This window comes from Duganella sp. 1224 (genome assembly GCF_013408245.1).
Lineage (GTDB): Bacteria > Pseudomonadota > Gammaproteobacteria > Burkholderiales > Burkholderiaceae_D > Rugamonas.
Genome location: NZ_JACBYS010000007.1, coordinates 141,592 through 156,638, shown reverse-complemented (window position 1 = coordinate 156,638; position 15,047 = coordinate 141,592). Strand labels below are relative to the sequence as shown.

Annotated in this window: 16 protein-coding genes; 13 read left to right on the top strand and 3 right to left on the bottom strand. The window is 63.9% G+C overall.

Features of this window, described 5'->3' with window-relative positions; genetic code table 11:
* The first annotated feature begins 114 nt into the window (after positions 1–114).
* The 3 genes from FHW58_RS23415 to FHW58_RS23405 are packed head-to-tail and all read left to right on the top strand — an operon-like array spanning position 115 to position 2,887.
* A complete protein-coding gene (locus tag FHW58_RS23415; RefSeq protein ID WP_179675596.1) occupies positions 115–723 on the top strand; it encodes an SCP2 domain-containing protein in 609 nt (202 codons plus the stop codon).
* On the top strand, positions 720–2,288 hold the full coding sequence (gene ubiB / locus FHW58_RS23410; RefSeq protein ID WP_179675701.1) for a ubiquinone biosynthesis regulatory protein kinase UbiB: 1,569 nt from the start codon (positions 720–722) through the stop codon (positions 2,286–2,288). Before FHW58_RS23415 ends, ubiB begins: the two co-directional genes overlap by 4 nt.
* A 5-nt stretch (positions 2,289–2,293) precedes the next feature.
* Positions 2,294–2,887, top strand: a complete 594-nt coding sequence (locus FHW58_RS23405) for a methyltransferase domain-containing protein (protein ID WP_179675595.1) — start codon at positions 2,294–2,296, stop codon at positions 2,885–2,887.
* 6 nt (positions 2,888–2,893) lie between these two features.
* On the opposite strand, the gene FHW58_RS23400 is transcribed toward FHW58_RS23405, so the two are convergent.
* From FHW58_RS23400 to FHW58_RS23390, 3 genes are all read right to left on the bottom strand, one after another.
* The gene (locus FHW58_RS23400) at positions 2,894–3,259 is read right to left on the bottom strand and encodes a YXWGXW repeat-containing protein (protein WP_308937281.1); all 366 of its coding nucleotides are present in this window, start codon (positions 3,257–3,259) and stop codon (positions 2,894–2,896) included.
* Positions 3,260–3,336: 77 nt separating this feature from the next.
* On the bottom strand, positions 3,337–3,693 hold the full coding sequence (locus tag FHW58_RS23395; protein WP_179675594.1) for a hypothetical protein: 357 nt from the start codon (positions 3,691–3,693) through the stop codon (positions 3,337–3,339).
* Positions 3,690–3,896: a hypothetical protein gene (locus tag FHW58_RS23390; protein WP_179675593.1), complete on the bottom strand. Its 207-nt coding sequence runs from the start codon at positions 3,894–3,896 to the stop codon at positions 3,690–3,692. Before FHW58_RS23390 ends, FHW58_RS23395 begins: the two co-directional genes overlap by 4 nt.
* Before the next feature lie 242 nt (positions 3,897–4,138).
* On the opposite strand from FHW58_RS23390, the gene FHW58_RS23385 reads away from it, so the two are divergent.
* The 10 genes from FHW58_RS23385 (at position 4,139) to FHW58_RS23340 (ending at position 15,046) form a co-directional block, all read left to right on the top strand.
* Complete coding sequence (locus FHW58_RS23385) at positions 4,139–4,432, top strand: FmdB family zinc ribbon protein (RefSeq protein ID WP_179675592.1); 294 nt, start codon at positions 4,139–4,141, stop codon at positions 4,430–4,432.
* Between the two features lie 28 nt (positions 4,433–4,460).
* Positions 4,461–5,084, top strand: coding sequence for a DUF502 domain-containing protein (locus FHW58_RS23380; protein ID WP_179675591.1), 624 nt, complete (start codon positions 4,461–4,463; stop codon positions 5,082–5,084).
* A gap of 37 nt (positions 5,085–5,121) precedes the next feature.
* Complete coding sequence (aspS, locus tag FHW58_RS23375) at positions 5,122–6,921, top strand: aspartate--tRNA ligase (protein WP_179675699.1); 1,800 nt, start codon at positions 5,122–5,124, stop codon at positions 6,919–6,921.
* A gap of 49 nt (positions 6,922–6,970) precedes the next feature.
* The gene (gene nudB / locus FHW58_RS23370) at positions 6,971–7,441 is read left to right on the top strand and encodes a dihydroneopterin triphosphate diphosphatase (protein WP_179675590.1); all 471 of its coding nucleotides are present in this window, start codon (positions 6,971–6,973) and stop codon (positions 7,439–7,441) included.
* Between the two features lie 113 nt (positions 7,442–7,554).
* Complete coding sequence (locus FHW58_RS23365) at positions 7,555–8,373, top strand: endonuclease/exonuclease/phosphatase family protein (protein ID WP_179675589.1); 819 nt, start codon at positions 7,555–7,557, stop codon at positions 8,371–8,373.
* Positions 8,374–8,382: 9 nt separating this feature from the next.
* The gene (gene clsB, locus FHW58_RS23360; RefSeq protein ID WP_179675588.1) at positions 8,383–9,546 is read left to right on the top strand and encodes a cardiolipin synthase ClsB; all 1,164 of its coding nucleotides are present in this window, start codon (positions 8,383–8,385) and stop codon (positions 9,544–9,546) included.
* Positions 9,543–9,926 (top strand): S4 domain-containing protein, encoded by a 384-nt coding sequence (locus tag FHW58_RS23355; RefSeq protein WP_179675587.1) that lies wholly within the window; start codon positions 9,543–9,545, stop codon positions 9,924–9,926. Before clsB ends, FHW58_RS23355 begins: the two co-directional genes overlap by 4 nt.
* Before the next feature lie 262 nt (positions 9,927–10,188).
* Entirely contained in the window at positions 10,189–10,812 is a 624-nt protein-coding gene (locus tag FHW58_RS23350) for a TetR/AcrR family transcriptional regulator (protein ID WP_179675586.1), read from the top strand.
* Positions 10,813–10,846: 34 nt separating this feature from the next.
* Positions 10,847–12,637: an acyl-CoA dehydrogenase C-terminal domain-containing protein gene (locus FHW58_RS23345; RefSeq protein ID WP_179675585.1), complete on the top strand. Its 1,791-nt coding sequence runs from the start codon at positions 10,847–10,849 to the stop codon at positions 12,635–12,637.
* A gap of 12 nt (positions 12,638–12,649) precedes the next feature.
* Positions 12,650–15,046 (top strand): 3-hydroxyacyl-CoA dehydrogenase/enoyl-CoA hydratase family protein, encoded by a 2,397-nt coding sequence (locus tag FHW58_RS23340; RefSeq protein WP_179675584.1) that lies wholly within the window; start codon positions 12,650–12,652, stop codon positions 15,044–15,046.
* The last annotated feature ends 1 nt before the right edge of the window (position 15,047 follow it).

Below are 15,047 nucleotides of genomic sequence, written 5' to 3'. Positions count from 1 at the left end.
CCCCGTACGGGGTCAGACCCTACGGCGGCGCACCGGTTTGGGGGTAAAGCGCGCTAAACTGGTAAGATCAAAACCGCCCCTGTTCTGGGCGGTTTTGTTTTACATGGCTATCTTATGATTTCATTGAATCCAGGCAGTTTCTCCGCGGCGCCCGCCAGCGCCGCCATCAACCATTTGCTGGCGCAGGAGCCGTGGGCGCGCCAGGAGTTGCAGCGCCACGCCGGCAAGATCGCCGTCATTGACGCCAGCGCCGCCGCGCTGCGCCTGCGCGTGACCGCCGATGGTTATCTGGAGCCGGCGCCGGCCGATGCGCCGGCCCGCGTCACCATCCGCGTCAAGCTGTCCGACCTGCCGTTGATCGCCCAGAACCGCGAGCGCGCGTTTTCCTACGTGCAGATCGAGGGCGACGCCGAATTCGCCAACGCCATTTCCAGCCTGAGCAAGTCGCTACGCTGGGAAGCCGAGCATGACCTGGAAAAGGTGGTCGGCCCGATCGCCGCCGTGCGCGCCGTCTCCGGCGCCCGGGCCGCGTTTGCGGCGGTCAAGGCTGGCCACCAGAAGCTGGCCGAGAACGTTGCCGAGTTCCTGCTCGACGAAAAACAGGTGCTGGTGCGGCCGCAGACCGTGTCCGCCTTCTCGGCCGACGTCACCCGCCTGCGCGATGACGTCGAGCGCACCGCCAAGCGCCTGGCCAAACTGGAACAGAAACTGGGATCCCAATAATGCTGAAATTGTTGCGCCTGCTGAAAATCCTGCGGGTATCGGTACGCTACGGCCTCGATGAAATCGCCATCTCCGGCCTGAAGAAACCGCGCATTACCAAGCTGATTGACACGGTGTTTTTCTGGCGCGACCTGTCCACGCCGCGCGGCGTGCGCCTGCGCCTGGCGCTGGAGGAGCTGGGGCCGATCTTCGTCAAGTTCGGCCAGGTGCTGTCCACCCGCAGCGACCTGATTCCGCCCGACCTGCAAATCGAGCTGGCGCGCCTGCAGGACCGCGTGCCGCCGTTTGATCCCGACCTGGCCATCGCGCAGATTCGCAAGTCGCTGGGCGCGCATCCGGAGCAGCTGTTCGCCACCTTCGAGCGCAATCCGGTGGCCTCGGCCTCGATCGCGCAGGTGCACTTCGCCACGCTGCGCGATGGCCGCCAGGTGGCGGTCAAGGTGCTGCGTCCGGGCATGAAGAAAACCATCGACGACGACGTCGCGCTGATGCACGTGGCGGCCGAATGGATCAGCAACGTCTGGGCCGACAGCAAGCGCCTGAAGCCGAAAGAGGTAGTGGCCGAGTTCGACAAATACCTGCACGACGAGCTGGACCTGATGCGCGAGGCCGCCAACGCCAGCCAGCTGCGCCGCAACTTTGCCGATTCGCAGCTGCTGCTGGTGCCGGAGATGCACTGGGATTACTGCTCCACCAACGTCATTGTCATGGAGCGCATGCACGGCATTCCGGTGTCGCAGATCGACCGCCTGGAGGCGGCCGGCGTCGACCTGAAAAAGCTGTCCAGCGACGGCGTGGAGATCTTCTTCACGCAGGTGTTCCGCGACGGCTTTTTCCACGCGGACATGCACCCGGGGAACATCCTGGTGTCGGTCGAGCCGGAAACCTTCGGCCGCTACATCGCGCTGGACTTCGGCATCGTCGGCACGCTGACCGATTACGACAAGGATTACCTGTCGCAGAATTTCCTGGCCTTCTTCCGCCGCGACTACAAGCGCGTGGCCGAGGCCCACATCGAGTCCGGCTGGGCGCCGAAGGAAACCCGCGTCGACGAGCTGGAATCGGCGGTGCGCGCCTGCTGCGAGCCGATCTTCGACCGGCCGCTGAAGGACATCTCGTTCGGCCAGATCCTGCTGCGCCTGTTCCAGACCTCGCGCCGCTTCAACGTTGAAGTGCAGCCGCAACTGGTGCTGCTGCAAAAGACGCTGCTCAACATCGAGGGCCTGGGGCGCCAGCTCGATCCCGATCTCGATCTATGGAAGACCGCCAAGCCCTACCTGGAAAACTGGATGGCCGAGCAGGTCGGCTGGAAAGGCTTCATGCAGCGCCTGAAGGCCGAGGCGCCGCGCTATGCCCACATCTTCCCGCAACTGCCGCGCCTGGCGCACCAGGCGCTGGAACGGGCGGCGGAAAAACCCAACGACAACACCGAACTGATCAAGGTGCTGATCATGGAGCAGCAGCGCACCAACCGCATGCTGAGCCTGGTCATCTACTTTGCCGGCGCGTTTGCGCTGGGCGTGGCGGCGTTCCAGTTCTACCAGCGCTTCCCGCATCTGTTGTAAGCGCCATGGCGGACTTCCAGCAGCGCGATCCTCTGTCGCCGGCGTTCTGGGATGAGCGTTTCGAGCGCCGCTTCACGCCATGGGACCATGGCGGCGTGCCGCAGGCGTTGCGCGACTTCGCCGCCACCAGCGCGCCGCTGGTGACGCTGATTCCGGGCTGCGGCTCGGCCTACGAGCTGGCGTTTCTGGCGCGGCGCGGCTGGAACGCCACCGCCATCGATTTCTCGCCGGCTGCCGTGGCGCAAGGCAGGCAGGCGGCGGGCGCGCACGCGGCGCGGGTGGTCGAGGCGGATTTCTTCGCGTGGCAGCCGGCCGTGCCGCTGCAATTGATCTATGAGCGTGCCTTCCTGTGCGCGATGCCGCGCGCCATGTGGCCGCGGGTGGCGGCGCGCTGGGCACAGCTGCTGGCGCCGGGGGCGCTGCTGGCGGGGTATTTCTTCTTTGACGACGCGCCGAAAGGGCCACCGTTTGGCATCAGCCGCGCGCAGCTGGACGAGCTGCTGCGCGCGGATTTCGACTGCATTGTGGACGACGCCGTCAGCGACTCCATCCCGGTGTTCGCCGGCAAGGAGCGCTGGATGGTGTGGCGTCGCCGCTAGCGCGGCTTAGTCGCGGCGCGGATTGTTGGGATGATTGTCCACGCCGTTCGGCACGCCGTCATGGTCGTTGTCGCCGCGTGCCCAGCGGCCGCGCGACATTTCCCAGTGACCGTCGCGTTCCACCCAGGCTGGCTGGTGATAGACGTAGCCGCGGCGCTCGCGCTCCCAATGGCCCTTGACCCACACGTGGCGGTTGTTGCGCCAGTCCCAGTAGCCGGGCGCCCACACGTAGCCGTGGCGCGGCGGCGGCACCACCTCGTCGCGCAGCGGCGGCGGCGCGGTCTGCACCACGATGACGGCGGCGGCAGCGGGCAGGGTAACGGTACCGGCGGAAGCCGCAATGGCGGCAGCAAGCAGAAGTTTTTTCATCATATTGATCTCCTTGTATAGGTGGTTACCGTTATAAAGAGATCGGCCGAGCTCGTCTGTGCGAGCGGCCGCATAGCCGCCTAGCGTCGGCGTTTGCCGATGTCGAACACGGCGTCGGCTTTCCGGTGCGGCACCAGCAGCAGCATCAGCGCGCCGCACGCGAGCATCACCCAGCCGGACGGCTCCGGCACCGGGCTGGCTGGTGGCGGCGGATGCGCATGCCGGGCGTGCGGCGGCGGCAACTGCGCGTCGCCGGCTGGCGTCAGCACGGCGGCCGTGTCGAGCGGCGGCGTGATGTCGATGCTGGGAGTGGGCCGGTCGAAGCGCAAGGTCACCGGGCCGCGCTGATCGTCCAGGTAGTCACGCGCCCGCATCGCTGCGGCCGGTCCGGCGTTCAGCAAGGCGGCGACCAGCGCGAAAACGACCGCGCCCCTCATTTGCCGCTGTGGGCGTGGCGGCGGGTTGGCAGGTTGGGCAGGTGGCGCAGGTACTGCAGGCCGATCATCACCGCCATGCACAGCACGATGGCGCGGCGATGCAACGGTTCTTCCGGCGACTGGGCGACGAATTTGTTGTTGGCGGCAAAAGCGGGGGCGGTCAGGCAAGCGGCCAGCAAGCCGGCGGTCAGGTATTTTTTCATGGTATTTCCCAAAGAATCAAAGAGTTGGAGCGTCGTCAGTCCGGGACGGCAAACGAGGCGGCGATTCAGGGATTGGGAAATCAGCGCTTGTAGACAGGCATTAAAACATGCTCGCAAACAATAGGCGAATAGTTTTTTACTATGAAAACGATTACCGTGGAGGCCTTGGCTAGAGGAAACAGTCAGGTGGCCGGCAAAAGGCTTTATAATTCAGGGTTTTGATGATTTTTGCGGAGTAATAGATGCCGATCTACGCGTACCGCTGTGACGCATGCGGTTTTGCCAAGGACGTCTTGCAGAAGATTTCCGACCCGCAGTTGACGGTTTGCCCGTCGTGCGGCAAGGAGTCGTTTAAGAAACAAGTGACCGCCGCCGGGTTCCAACTGAAGGGCTCGGGCTGGTATGTGACCGACTTCCGTGGCGGCACGCCGCCGGCGACCGGCACGGCGCCGGCCGCGTCCTCGTCCTCGTCCGCCGAGAGCGCGGCACCGGCGCCGGCGCCCGCGCCGGCCAAGACGGGCGGCAGCGACACCTGAAGCATTTCATCCACACACAAGGACATCGATGCGTAAATATTTCATTACCGGCTTGCTGATTCTGGTGCCGCTGGCGATCACCGCCTGGGTGCTGAATCTGGTGATCAGCACCATGGACCAGTCCCTGCTGTTCGTGCCGGAGCGTTGGCAGCCGCGTACCCTGATCGGCTTCGATATCCCCGGCCTGGGCACCTTGCTGACCATCGTCATCGTGTTCCTGACCGGCCTGCTGACCAACAACCTGGTCGGCAACTATGTGGTGCGCCTGTGGGAAAAGCTGCTGACCCGCATTCCGGTGGTCAGCTCGCTGTATTCGAGCGTCAAGCAGGTGTCGGACACGCTGTTCTCGTCGTCCGGCAACGCCTTCCGCAAGGCGGTGCTGGTGCCCTATCCGCATCAGAATTCGTGGACCATCGCCTTCCTGACCGGCGCGCCGGGCGGGGATGTGAAGAACCACCTGGTCGGCGAGTACGTCAGCGTGTACGTGCCGACCACGCCCAACCCGACCTCGGGCTTTTTCCTGATGATGGCCAGGAAGGATGTGGTCGAACTCGACATGACCGTCGACGCGGCCCTGAAGTACATCGTTTCGATGGGTGTGGTGGCGCCGGAAGATACGCCCAAAGCCGTTGAAACCACCAAGATTAACTGAGTAACTTAACCTGAACCGAGAAATAAACATGTCCTCAATGCGTACTCACTACTGCGGCCTCACCACTGAAGCGCTGCTTGGCCAAACCGTCAGCCTGTGCGGCTGGGTACACCGTCGCCGCGACCACGGCGGCGTGATCTTCATCGACCTGCGCGACCGCGAGGGCCTGGTGCAGATCGTATGCAATCCGGAACAGGCTGAAGTATTCAAGGCCGCCGAAGCCGTGCGCAACGAGTTCTGCCTGCGCGTCACCGGCGTGGTCAAGGACCGCCTGGCCGGCACCGTCAACGCCAACCTGAAGTCGGGCAAGATCGAAGTGATCTGCTCCGAGCTGGAAGTGCTGAACGCCTCGGTGGCCGTGCCGTTCCAGCTGGACGACGACAATCTGTCGGAAACCACCCGCCTGACCCACCGCGTGCTGGACCTGCGCCGTCCGCAGATGCAGAACAACCTGCGCCTGCGCTACAAGGTGACGATGGAAGTGCGTAAATACCTGGACGAGCTGGGCTTCATCGACGTCGAAACCCCGATGCTGACCAAGTCGACCCCGGAAGGCGCGCGCGACTACCTGGTGCCGTCGCGTGTCAACGCCGGCAACTTCTTCGCGCTGCCGCAATCGCCGCAGCTGTTCAAGCAGCTGCTGATGGTGGCCAACTTCGACCGCTACTACCAGATCACCAAGTGCTTCCGCGACGAAGACCTGCGCGCCGACCGCCAGCCGGAATTCACCCAGATCGACTGCGAAACCTCGTTCCTGACCGAACAGGAAATCCGCGACCTGTTCGAGGACATGATCCGCAAGGTGTTCAAGAACACCATGGACGTCGACCTGCCTAACCCGTTCCCGGTGATGGACTTCGCCGAAGCCATGGGCAGCTACGGTTCGGACAAGCCGGACATGCGCGTCAAGCTGCAGTTCACCGAACTGACCGAGGTCATGAAGGACGTCGACTTCAAGGTGTTCTCGGGTGCCGCCAACCTGCCGAACGGCCGCGTGGTCGGCCTGCGCGTGCCGAAGGGCGCCGACATGCCGCGCTCGGAAATCGACGCGTACACCCAGTTCGTCGCCATCTACGGCGCCAAGGGCCTGGCCTACATCAAGGTCAACGAGAAGGCCAAGGGCCGTGACGGCCTGCAGTCGCCGATCGTGAAAAACCTGCACGACAACGCTCTGGCCAAGATCCTGGAACTGACCGGCGCCGAAGACGGCGACCTGATCTTCTTCGGCGCCGACAAGGCCAAGGTGGTCAACGATGCCATCGGCGCGCTGCGCGTGAAAATCGGCCACTCGGAATTCGGCAAGGCCGCCGGCCTGTTCGACGACGTCTGGTCGCCGCTGTGGGTGGTCGACTTCCCGATGTTCGAATACGACGAGGAAGCCGACCGCTGGACCGCGACCCACCACCCGTTCACCGCGCCGAAGGACGGCCACGAGGACATGCTGGAAACCAATCCGGGCGCCTGCATCGCCAAGGCCTATGACATGGTGCTGAACGGCTGGGAACTGGGCGGCGGCTCGATCCGTATCCACCGCGAGGAAGTGCAGTCGAAAGTGTTCCGCGCGCTGAAGATCGACGCCGACGAGGCGCGCCTGAAGTTCGGCTTCCTGCTGGACGCGCTGCAGTACGGCGCGCCACCGCACGGCGGCCTGGCCTTCGGCCTGGACCGCATCGTCACGCTGATGACCAAGTCGGACTCGATCCGCGACGTCATCGCCTTCCCGAAAACCCAGCGCGCGCAGGATCTGCTGACCCACGCGCCGTCGGAAGTCGACGAGAAGCAGCTGCGTGAACTGCACATCCGCCTGCGCGCGGCTGAGCCGAAAGTAGCCGGCTAATCTGTTCTGCTCGGAAAAGGCGCTGCGGCGCCTTTTCTTTTATGCCTCCATGAAGCCATACAAGATTCCCGAATCGGTGCTGGTGGTGATCCACACCGCCGACCTGCAGGTGCTGCTGATCGAACGCGCCGACAAGCCCGGCTACTGGCAGTCGGTGACCGGCTCGCTGGATGCCCCTGACGAACCGCTGCTGGCCACCGCCACCCGCGAACTGTGCGAGGAAACCGGCATCGTCGCCGACGGCCAGCGCATCGTGCTGCGCGACTGGCAGCTGGCGAACGTGTACGAGATTTATCCGGTCTGGCGCCACCGCTACGCGCCCGGCGTCACGCGCAACACCGAGCACGTGTTCAGCGTCGAAGTCCCGCGCGACATCCCCATCACGCTGAGCCCGCGCGAGCACCTGCATTACGTCTGGCTGCCCTATCTCGAAGCGGCCGACAAATGCTTCTCCTCCTCCAACGCCGAAGCCATCCTTCAACTGCCGCACCGTCATTCCGGCGCAGGCCGGAATCCATAACCCGCCTACCGTGCTGCGGGCTCAGCATGGATTCCGGCGTGCGCCGGAATGACGGGTTGCTAATGTGCGGCGGCGCACGCAGGGTTTGCGGTCTCGGGAGTAAAATGGGCCGCATGAAGATCCGTGTCGCCACTTACAACATCCACAAGGGCGTGTCCAGCATCCGTGCGGAACCGCGGGTGATGGCTTTGAAGCAGGCCATCGGCCTGTTCGATGCCGATGTGGTTTTTTTGCAGGAAGTCCAGGGCAAACACGACCTCAAGGCCGCCAAGTACGGCGCCGAACATCTCGGTCACAAGCATTGGCCCGCTGCGGCGCAGCATGAGTATTTCGCCGGCGAGTCGCGCCACCTGCACGCCGCCTACGGCATGAACGCCATCTACGACCACGGCCACCACGGCAACGCGCTGCTGAGCGCGTTCCCGATCGCCAGCCAGGCCAACCGCGACGTTTCCGACCACGCCTACGAGCAGCGCGGCATCCTGCACTGCGTGCTGGCTACGCCGGCCGGCCCGGTGCACTGCTACGTGGTGCACCTGGGCCTGTTCGAGGGCAGCCGCCGCCGGCAGACGCAGGCGCTGATCGCGGCCGTCAAGGAATCCGCGCCGAATGGCGAGCCGGTGGTCATCGCCGGCGACTTCAACGACTGGCGCAACACCCTCAGCGCTGAACTGTACAACGCGCTTGGCGTGGTCGAGGCCTTCGACGAGATCGAGGGCTCGAACACCGCGCTGGGCGAGGTCATGCGCAAACTGCGGCGCAAGAACAGCATCATCCCGGCGCGCACCTTCCCGGCCGCGCTGCCGTTCTTCCGCCTCGACCGCATCTATGTGCGCGGTTTCAGGGTCGACACGGCCGAGGTAATGCATGGTAGTCTGTGGGCCAAGCTCTCAGACCACGCTCCCATCGTCGCGTCGCTGACGCTGGCGTGAGCGCCAACTATGCGCCCCGTAAATTTTATCGCCGATAACGAAGTCACGCTGCTCCACACCGGCACCGACTATTTTCCCGCGCTCATCGCCGCCATCGACGCCGCGCAGTACGAGGTCTATTTCGAAACCTATATCTTTGCTGGCGACGACACCGGCCAGCGGGTGGTGGCTGCGCTGATCGGCGCCGCCCGGCGCGGCGTGCAGGTGCGCGTGATCACCGACTGGTGGGGCACCGGCCGCCGCCAGATCAACAGCATGCACGAGACCTTCACCGCCGGCGGCGTCGAGCACCGCATGTTCAATCCGTGGTTCCGGCGCGGCATCGCGCGCACCCACCGCAAGATCTGCGTGGTGGACCGCCACGTCGCCTTCGTCGGCGGCATCAACATCAACGACGACATGTTCTGCGATTACGACCACAGCAAGGCGCTGTCGGCGCCGCGCTGGGATTTCGCGGTGCAGGTGCGCGGCCCGCTGGTGGCCGAGATCCAGCTGGAAGCGGTGACGCAGTGGCGCCGCCTCGGCAAGCTCAGCATCATCAAGCGGATCGGCCTGTACCGCGACATGCGCAAGGTCGAGAAGATCGCCGCCGCCCACGCGGTGCAGGCCGGCTTCGTGGTGCGCGACAACCTGCGCAACCGCCACACCATCCAGCGCGCCTACCTGAAGGCGCTGGGGCAGGCGCGCAAGAGCGTGTTGCTGGCCAATCCCTACTTCGCGCCCAGCCGCAAGTTCCGCCGCGCGCTGACCTCGGCGGCCGAACGCGGCGTCGAGGTGGTGCTGCTGATCGGCGTCGGCGAGATCTGGCTGCAGGACGCGGTGGCGCATTCGTTCTATCCGAAGTTGCTGGCGGCGGGCGTCAAGGTGGTGGAGTATCATAAGACGCAGCTGCATGCCAAGGTGGCCGTCATCGACGACGACTGGGCCACGGTGGGCTCCAGCAATGTCGATGGGCTGAGTTTGTTCCTGAACCAGGAAGCCAACGTGGTGATCAAGGACGCGGCGTTCGCGCAGAGCCTGCGGGTCAAGATCGAGGAGGCCATTGCCGACGGCAAGGTCATCACCTACGATGACTTCGAGCACGTCGGCCATGTGAAGCGCATCGGCTACGAGGTGGCGTTTGTGTTTTATAAATTACTGATGCGGGTGTTCGCAGTGGGGAAATACGCGTGAGCGAAGGTGTACGACTGGATAAATGGCTGTGGGCGGCGCGCTTCTTCAAGACCCGCTCGCTGGCCTGCGAAGCGGTGGATCGCGGCCGGGTGGTGGTCAACGGCGACCGCGCCAAGCCGGCGCGCAACGTCAAGATCGGCGACGTGCTGGAAATCGATAATGGCTCGGATCAGTGGGAGGTTGATGTCATGGGCTTGTCCGATGTGCGCGGCCCGGCCACCGTGGCCCGCAATCTGTATGAAGAAACCGACGTCAGTGTCGCCCGCCGGGTGGCGGTGGCGGAAAACCGCCGCCTGTACCGTGAACCGGGCGCGCACATCAAGGGCCGTCCGACCAAGCGCGACCGCCGCCTGCTGGGCAAAGTTGGCGAGTCGCAATAGCTTTCACCCCCAGGCGCGAGAGGGGTCTGACCCCGTACGGGGGCAGACCCCGCGACGGATCGCCGTGCGGGGGTGCTGCTGCGCTGCAGCAATAGAACCCCACCTCTAAAGGTACTGTTTGACATTCACCCCCAAGTGGATAATAGTACGAGCGTTCGCAATTCTTTTCACACAGAGTAAATTTAACTGGAGCAGAATAATCCTTCTCCATGATTTAAACCTTACCCTGGGATGCAATCTTATTAATACCTCAACTAAATTTATGCGCAAAGGCGAGTTAACACGCGCGGCAATCCTGGACGTGGCGCTGGACCTGGCCAGCCGCGATGGTCTGGAAGGTCTGACCATCGGATTGCTCGCGGATAAGATGAACATGAGCAAATCCGGCGTGTTCGCGCACTTCGGATCGCGTGAAGATTTGCAGTTGGAAGTGCTGAAGCTGTATCACCACCGTTTCGAGCAGGAAGTGTTCTTCCCGAGCGTCAAGGAGCCACGCGGCATTGCCCGCCTGCAGGCCATGTTTGCGCGCTGGGTCAAGCGCGTCAGCGTGGAGGTGGCCTCGGGCTGCATCTACATCAGCGGCGCGGTCGAGTATGACGACCGCCCCGGCCCGATCCGCGAGGAGCTGATGGCCATGGTCGGCGCCTGGCAGGGCGCGCTGCTGCGCTGCGTGCAGCAGTGCATCGAGACCGGCGACCTGAAGCAAGGCACCGATCCGCAGCAGCTGGTCTACGAGATGTACGGCCTGATCCTGGCCCTGCACCACGACGGCCGCTTCCTGCGCATTCCAGGCAGCCTGGAGCGTGCGGGCAAGGGCTTTGAGCGCTTGATCGAAACCTACCGCAACCCGCAATCACCGGCCGCGGTGGTTGCGCAAGTCATTTAAATTCAAACACTAAAGTAGTCATCAGGAGAAAACCATGGGTCAATACGTCGCGCCAATCCGGGATATGCAATTCGTTCTGCATGAGTTCCTGAAAGTGGAAGATGAACTGAAGGCGCTGCCGAACTACGCGGAAGTCGACGCCGACATCATCAACCAGGTGCTGGAAGAAGGCGGCAAGTTCACCTCCGAAGTGCTGTTCCCGCTGAACCACAGCGGCGACCGCGAAGGCTGCCACTACGATGGCGCGACCAAATCGGTGACCACTCCTAAAGGCTTCAAGGAAGCCTACAAGCAGTACGTGGAAGGCGGCTGGGCCGCGCTGGCGTGCGATCCGGAATTCGGCGGCCAGGGCCTGCCGGTGGTGCTGAACAACTCGTTCTACGAGATGCTGAACTCGGCCAACCAGGCCTGGACCATGTACCCGGGCCTGTCGCACGGCGCCTACGAGTGCCTGAAGGAACACGGCACCGACGAACAGAAAAAACTGTACCTGCCGAAGCTGGTCTCGGGCGAATGGACCGGCACCATGTGCCTGACCGAACCGCACTGCGGCACCGACCTGGGCATGCTGCGCTCGAAAGCGCTGCCGCAGGCCGACGGCTCGTGGCTGATCACCGGCAACAAGATCTTCATCTCGGCCGGCGAGCACGACATGTCGGAAAACATCCTGCACCTGGTGCTGGCCCGCGTGCCGGACGCGCCGGAAGGCTCGAAGGGCATCTCGCTGTTCCTGGTGCCGAAGTTCCTGCCGAACGCGGACGGCAGCATCGGCGAGCGCAACCCGATCACCTGCGGCGCCATCGAAGAAAAGATGGGCATCCACGGCAACTCGACCTGCCAGATGAACCTGGACGGCGCGCGTGGCTGGATCATCGGCCAGCCGAACAAGGGCCTGCAAGCGATGTTCGTGTTCATGAACGCCGCCCGCCTGGGCGTCGGCATGCAGTCGCTGGGGCTGACCGAAGTGGCCTACCAGAACGCTGTGACCTACGCCAAGGACCGCATCCAGATGCGCTCGCTGACCGGCCCGAAAAATCCGGAGAAGCCAGCCGATCCGATCATCGTCCACCCGGACGTGCGCCGCATGCTGCTGACCGGCCGTGCCTACGCCGAGGGCGCGCGCGCCTTCACCTCGTACGTGGCGCTGCAGATCGACCGCGAACTGCACCACCCGGACGAAGACGTGCGCAAGGAAGCCGCCGATGAAGTCGCGCTGCTGACCCCGATCGTCAAGGCCTTCATCACCGACAACGCCTGGATCGCCACCTCGGAAGCGATGCAGGTGTACGGCGGCCATGGCTACATCAGCGAGTGGGGCATGGAGCAGTACGTGCGCGACGCCCGTATCAACCTGATCTACGAAGGCACCAACACCGTGCAGTCGCTGGACCTGCTGGGCCGCAAGATCCTGGGCGACAACGGCGCCAAGCTGCGCAAGTTCGGCGAGAAGATCAAGTCGTTCGTGGAAGAAAACGGCCTGGACGAAAACCTGAGCGAATTCATCACCCCGCTGGGCGACCTGGGCGACAAAGTCACCAAGCTGACCATGGAAATCGGCATGAAAGCCTTCCAGAACGCCGACGAAGTGGGCGCCGCCGCCGTGCCGTACCTGCGCGTGGTGGGCCACCTGGTGTACAGCTACTTCTTCGCGCAGATGGCCAAGATCGCGCTGGAAAAACAGGACAGCAGCGACACCTTCTACAAGACCAAGCTGGCGACCGCGCGCTTCTACTTCGCCCGCCTGCAACCAGAAACCGCAACCCTGATCCGCCAGGCACGCTCGGGCTCCGCCAACCTGATGGCCCTCGACGCCGACCTGTTCTAAGAGGAAACGACAATGACCAATTTCATCGTTAAAAAAGTCGCCGTGCTGGGCGCCGGCGTGATGGGCGCGCAAATCGCCGCCCACTGCGTCAACGCCAAAGTGCCTGTGGTGTTGTTCGACCTGCCGGCCAAGGAAGGGCCGAAGAACGGCATCGTGCTGAAGGCGATCGAAGGCCTGAAGAAACTGTCGCCTGCACCGCTGGGCAACAAGGAGCACGCGGCGCTGATCGAAGTCGCCAACTACGAGGACGACCTGGCCAAGCTGGCCGAGTGCGACCTGATCATCGAAGCCATCGCCGAGCGCCTGGACTGGAAACACGACCTGTACAAGAAAGTCGCGCCGCACATTGCGCCAAACGCGATTTTTGCTTCGAACACCTCGGGCCTGTCGATCGGCAAGCTGGCCGAAGGCTTCGACGCGGACCTGAAAGCACGCTTCTGCGGCGTGCACTTCTTCAACCCGCCGCGCTACATGCACCTGGTGGAAATCATCCCGACCCCGGACACCAAGCCGGAGATCGCCGACCAGCTGGAAGGCTTCCTGACCTCGACCCTGGGCAAGGGCGTGGTACGCGCCAAGGACACGCCGAACTTCATCGCCAACCGCGTGGGCGTGTTCGGCATCCTGGCCATCGTCCACGAAGCTGAGAAGTTCGGCCTGTCGGTGGACGTGGTCGACGACCTGACCGGCGCCAAGCTGGGCCGCGCCAAGTCGGGCACCTTCCGCACCGCGGACGTGGTCGGCCTGGACACCATGGGCCATGTGATCAAGACCATGCAGGACTACCTGCCGAACGATCCGTTCGCATCGGTCTACAAGACCCCGGCCGTGCTGGCCAAGCTGGTCGAGAAGGGCGCGCTGGGCCAGAAATCCGGCGCCGGCTTCTACAAGAAAGTCGGCAAGGACATCCTGCGCCTGGACTTCGCCACCGGTGAATACGTGCCGGGCGGCGCCAAGGCGGCCGACATCGTGGCCCGCATCCTGAAGGAAAAAGATCCGGTCAAGAAGATGAAGGCGATGCGCGAATCGACCAACCCGCAGGCGCAGTTCCTGTGGGCGATCTTCCGCGACGCCTTCCACTACATCGCCGTGCACCTGGAAGACATTGCCGACAACGCGCGCGATATCGACTTCGCCATGCGCTGGGGCTTCGGCTGGACCGTGGGCCCGTTCGAAACCTGGCAGGCTTCCGGCTGGACGCAAGTGGCCCAGTGGGTCAAGGAAGACATCGACGCCGGCCACGCGCTGAGCAGCGCGCCGCTGCCAGCCTGGGTATTCGAAGGCCCGGTCGCAGAAAAAGGCGTGCACACCGCGGAAGGTTCGTGGTCGCCAAAAGCCAAGGCCTACATCCCGCGTTCGGACCTGGCCGTGTACAAGCGCCAGGAATTCCGCGCGCCGGTGCTGGGCTCGGGCGAAATCGACGGCCGCAAAGCCGGCACCACCGTGCACGAAGACGACGACGTGCGCCTGTGGCACTCGGGCGACGACATCCTGGTCATCTCGCTCAAGACCAAGCTGCACGTGATCAGCCCGGGCGTGATCGCCGGCTTCAAGAAAGCACTGGCCGAAGCAGAGAAGAACTTCAAGGGCCTGGTGATCTGGAGCGCGGACGCGGCCGACGGCGGCGCCTTCTCGGCCGGCGCCGACCTGCAATCGGCACTGCCAGCCTTCATGAGCGGCGGCGCCAAGGCAGTCGATCCGATCATCAAGGAGCTGCAAGACACCTTCATGGCGATGAAATATTCGAACGTGCCGGTGGTGGCCGCGGTGGCAGGCCTGGCACTGGGCGGCGGCTGCGAAATGGCGCTGCACGCGTCGAAACGCGTGGCCTCGATCGAATCGTACATCGGCCTGGTGGAAGTGGGCGTGGGCCTGATCCCTGCCGGCGGCGGCCTGAAGGAAGCGGCCCAGCGCGCCTACAAGGAAGCCAAGGGCACCGACATCCTGCAATTCCTGAAAACCGGCTTCACCAACGCCGCCACCGCCAACGTGTCGAAATCGGCGCTGGAAGCGCAGGCGATGGGCTACCTGAAGGAAGACGACGTCATCGTCTTCAACCCGTACGAACTGCTGTACGTGGCCAAGACCGAAGCGCGCGCCATGTTCGACAAGGGCTACCGCGCGCCGCTGAAGGCGCCGATCCAGGTGACCGGCCGCTACGGCTGGGGCACCATCAAGGCGCAGCTGGTCAACATGCGTGACGGCGGCTTCATCTCCGCGCACGACTTCAAGCTGGGCGACATGATCGCGCAGATCGTCAGCGGTGGCGACATCGATCAGGGTTCGTTCGTGAGCGAACAGTGGCTGCTGGACATGGAACGCAAGGCCTTCCTGGAGCTGCTGAACCATCCGAAAACCCAGGAGCGCATCATGGGCATGCTGCAAACCGGTAAGCCAGTCCGCAACTAAG

Bases quoted from the DNA above. Each gene is read 5' to 3' on its own strand.
- FHW58_RS23415 (WP_179675596.1), top strand. From the start codon at position 115: ATGATTTCATTGAATCCAGGCAGTTTCTCCGCGGCGCCCGCCAGCGCC.
- FHW58_RS23405 (WP_179675595.1), top strand. From the start codon at position 2,294: ATGGCGGACTTCCAGCAGCGCGATCCTCTGTCGCCGGCGTTCTGGGAT.
- FHW58_RS23400 (WP_308937281.1), bottom strand. From the start codon at position 3,259: ATGATGAAAAAACTTCTGCTTGCTGCCGCCATTGCGGCTTCCGCCGGT.
- FHW58_RS23395 (WP_179675594.1), bottom strand. From the start codon at position 3,693: ATGAGGGGCGCGGTCGTTTTCGCGCTGGTCGCCGCCTTGCTGAACGCC.
- FHW58_RS23390 (WP_179675593.1), bottom strand. From the start codon at position 3,896: ATGAAAAAATACCTGACCGCCGGCTTGCTGGCCGCTTGCCTGACCGCC.
- FHW58_RS23385 (WP_179675592.1), top strand. From the start codon at position 4,139: ATGCCGATCTACGCGTACCGCTGTGACGCATGCGGTTTTGCCAAGGAC.
- FHW58_RS23380 (WP_179675591.1), top strand. From the start codon at position 4,461: ATGCGTAAATATTTCATTACCGGCTTGCTGATTCTGGTGCCGCTGGCG.
- aspS (WP_179675699.1), top strand. From the start codon at position 5,122: ATGCGTACTCACTACTGCGGCCTCACCACTGAAGCGCTGCTTGGCCAA.
- nudB (WP_179675590.1), top strand. From the start codon at position 6,971: ATGAAGCCATACAAGATTCCCGAATCGGTGCTGGTGGTGATCCACACC.
- FHW58_RS23365 (WP_179675589.1), top strand. From the start codon at position 7,555: ATGAAGATCCGTGTCGCCACTTACAACATCCACAAGGGCGTGTCCAGC.
- clsB (WP_179675588.1), top strand. From the start codon at position 8,383: ATGCGCCCCGTAAATTTTATCGCCGATAACGAAGTCACGCTGCTCCAC.
- FHW58_RS23350 (WP_179675586.1), top strand. From the start codon at position 10,189: ATGCGCAAAGGCGAGTTAACACGCGCGGCAATCCTGGACGTGGCGCTG.
- FHW58_RS23345 (WP_179675585.1), top strand. From the start codon at position 10,847: ATGGGTCAATACGTCGCGCCAATCCGGGATATGCAATTCGTTCTGCAT.
- FHW58_RS23340 (WP_179675584.1), top strand. From the start codon at position 12,650: ATGACCAATTTCATCGTTAAAAAAGTCGCCGTGCTGGGCGCCGGCGTG.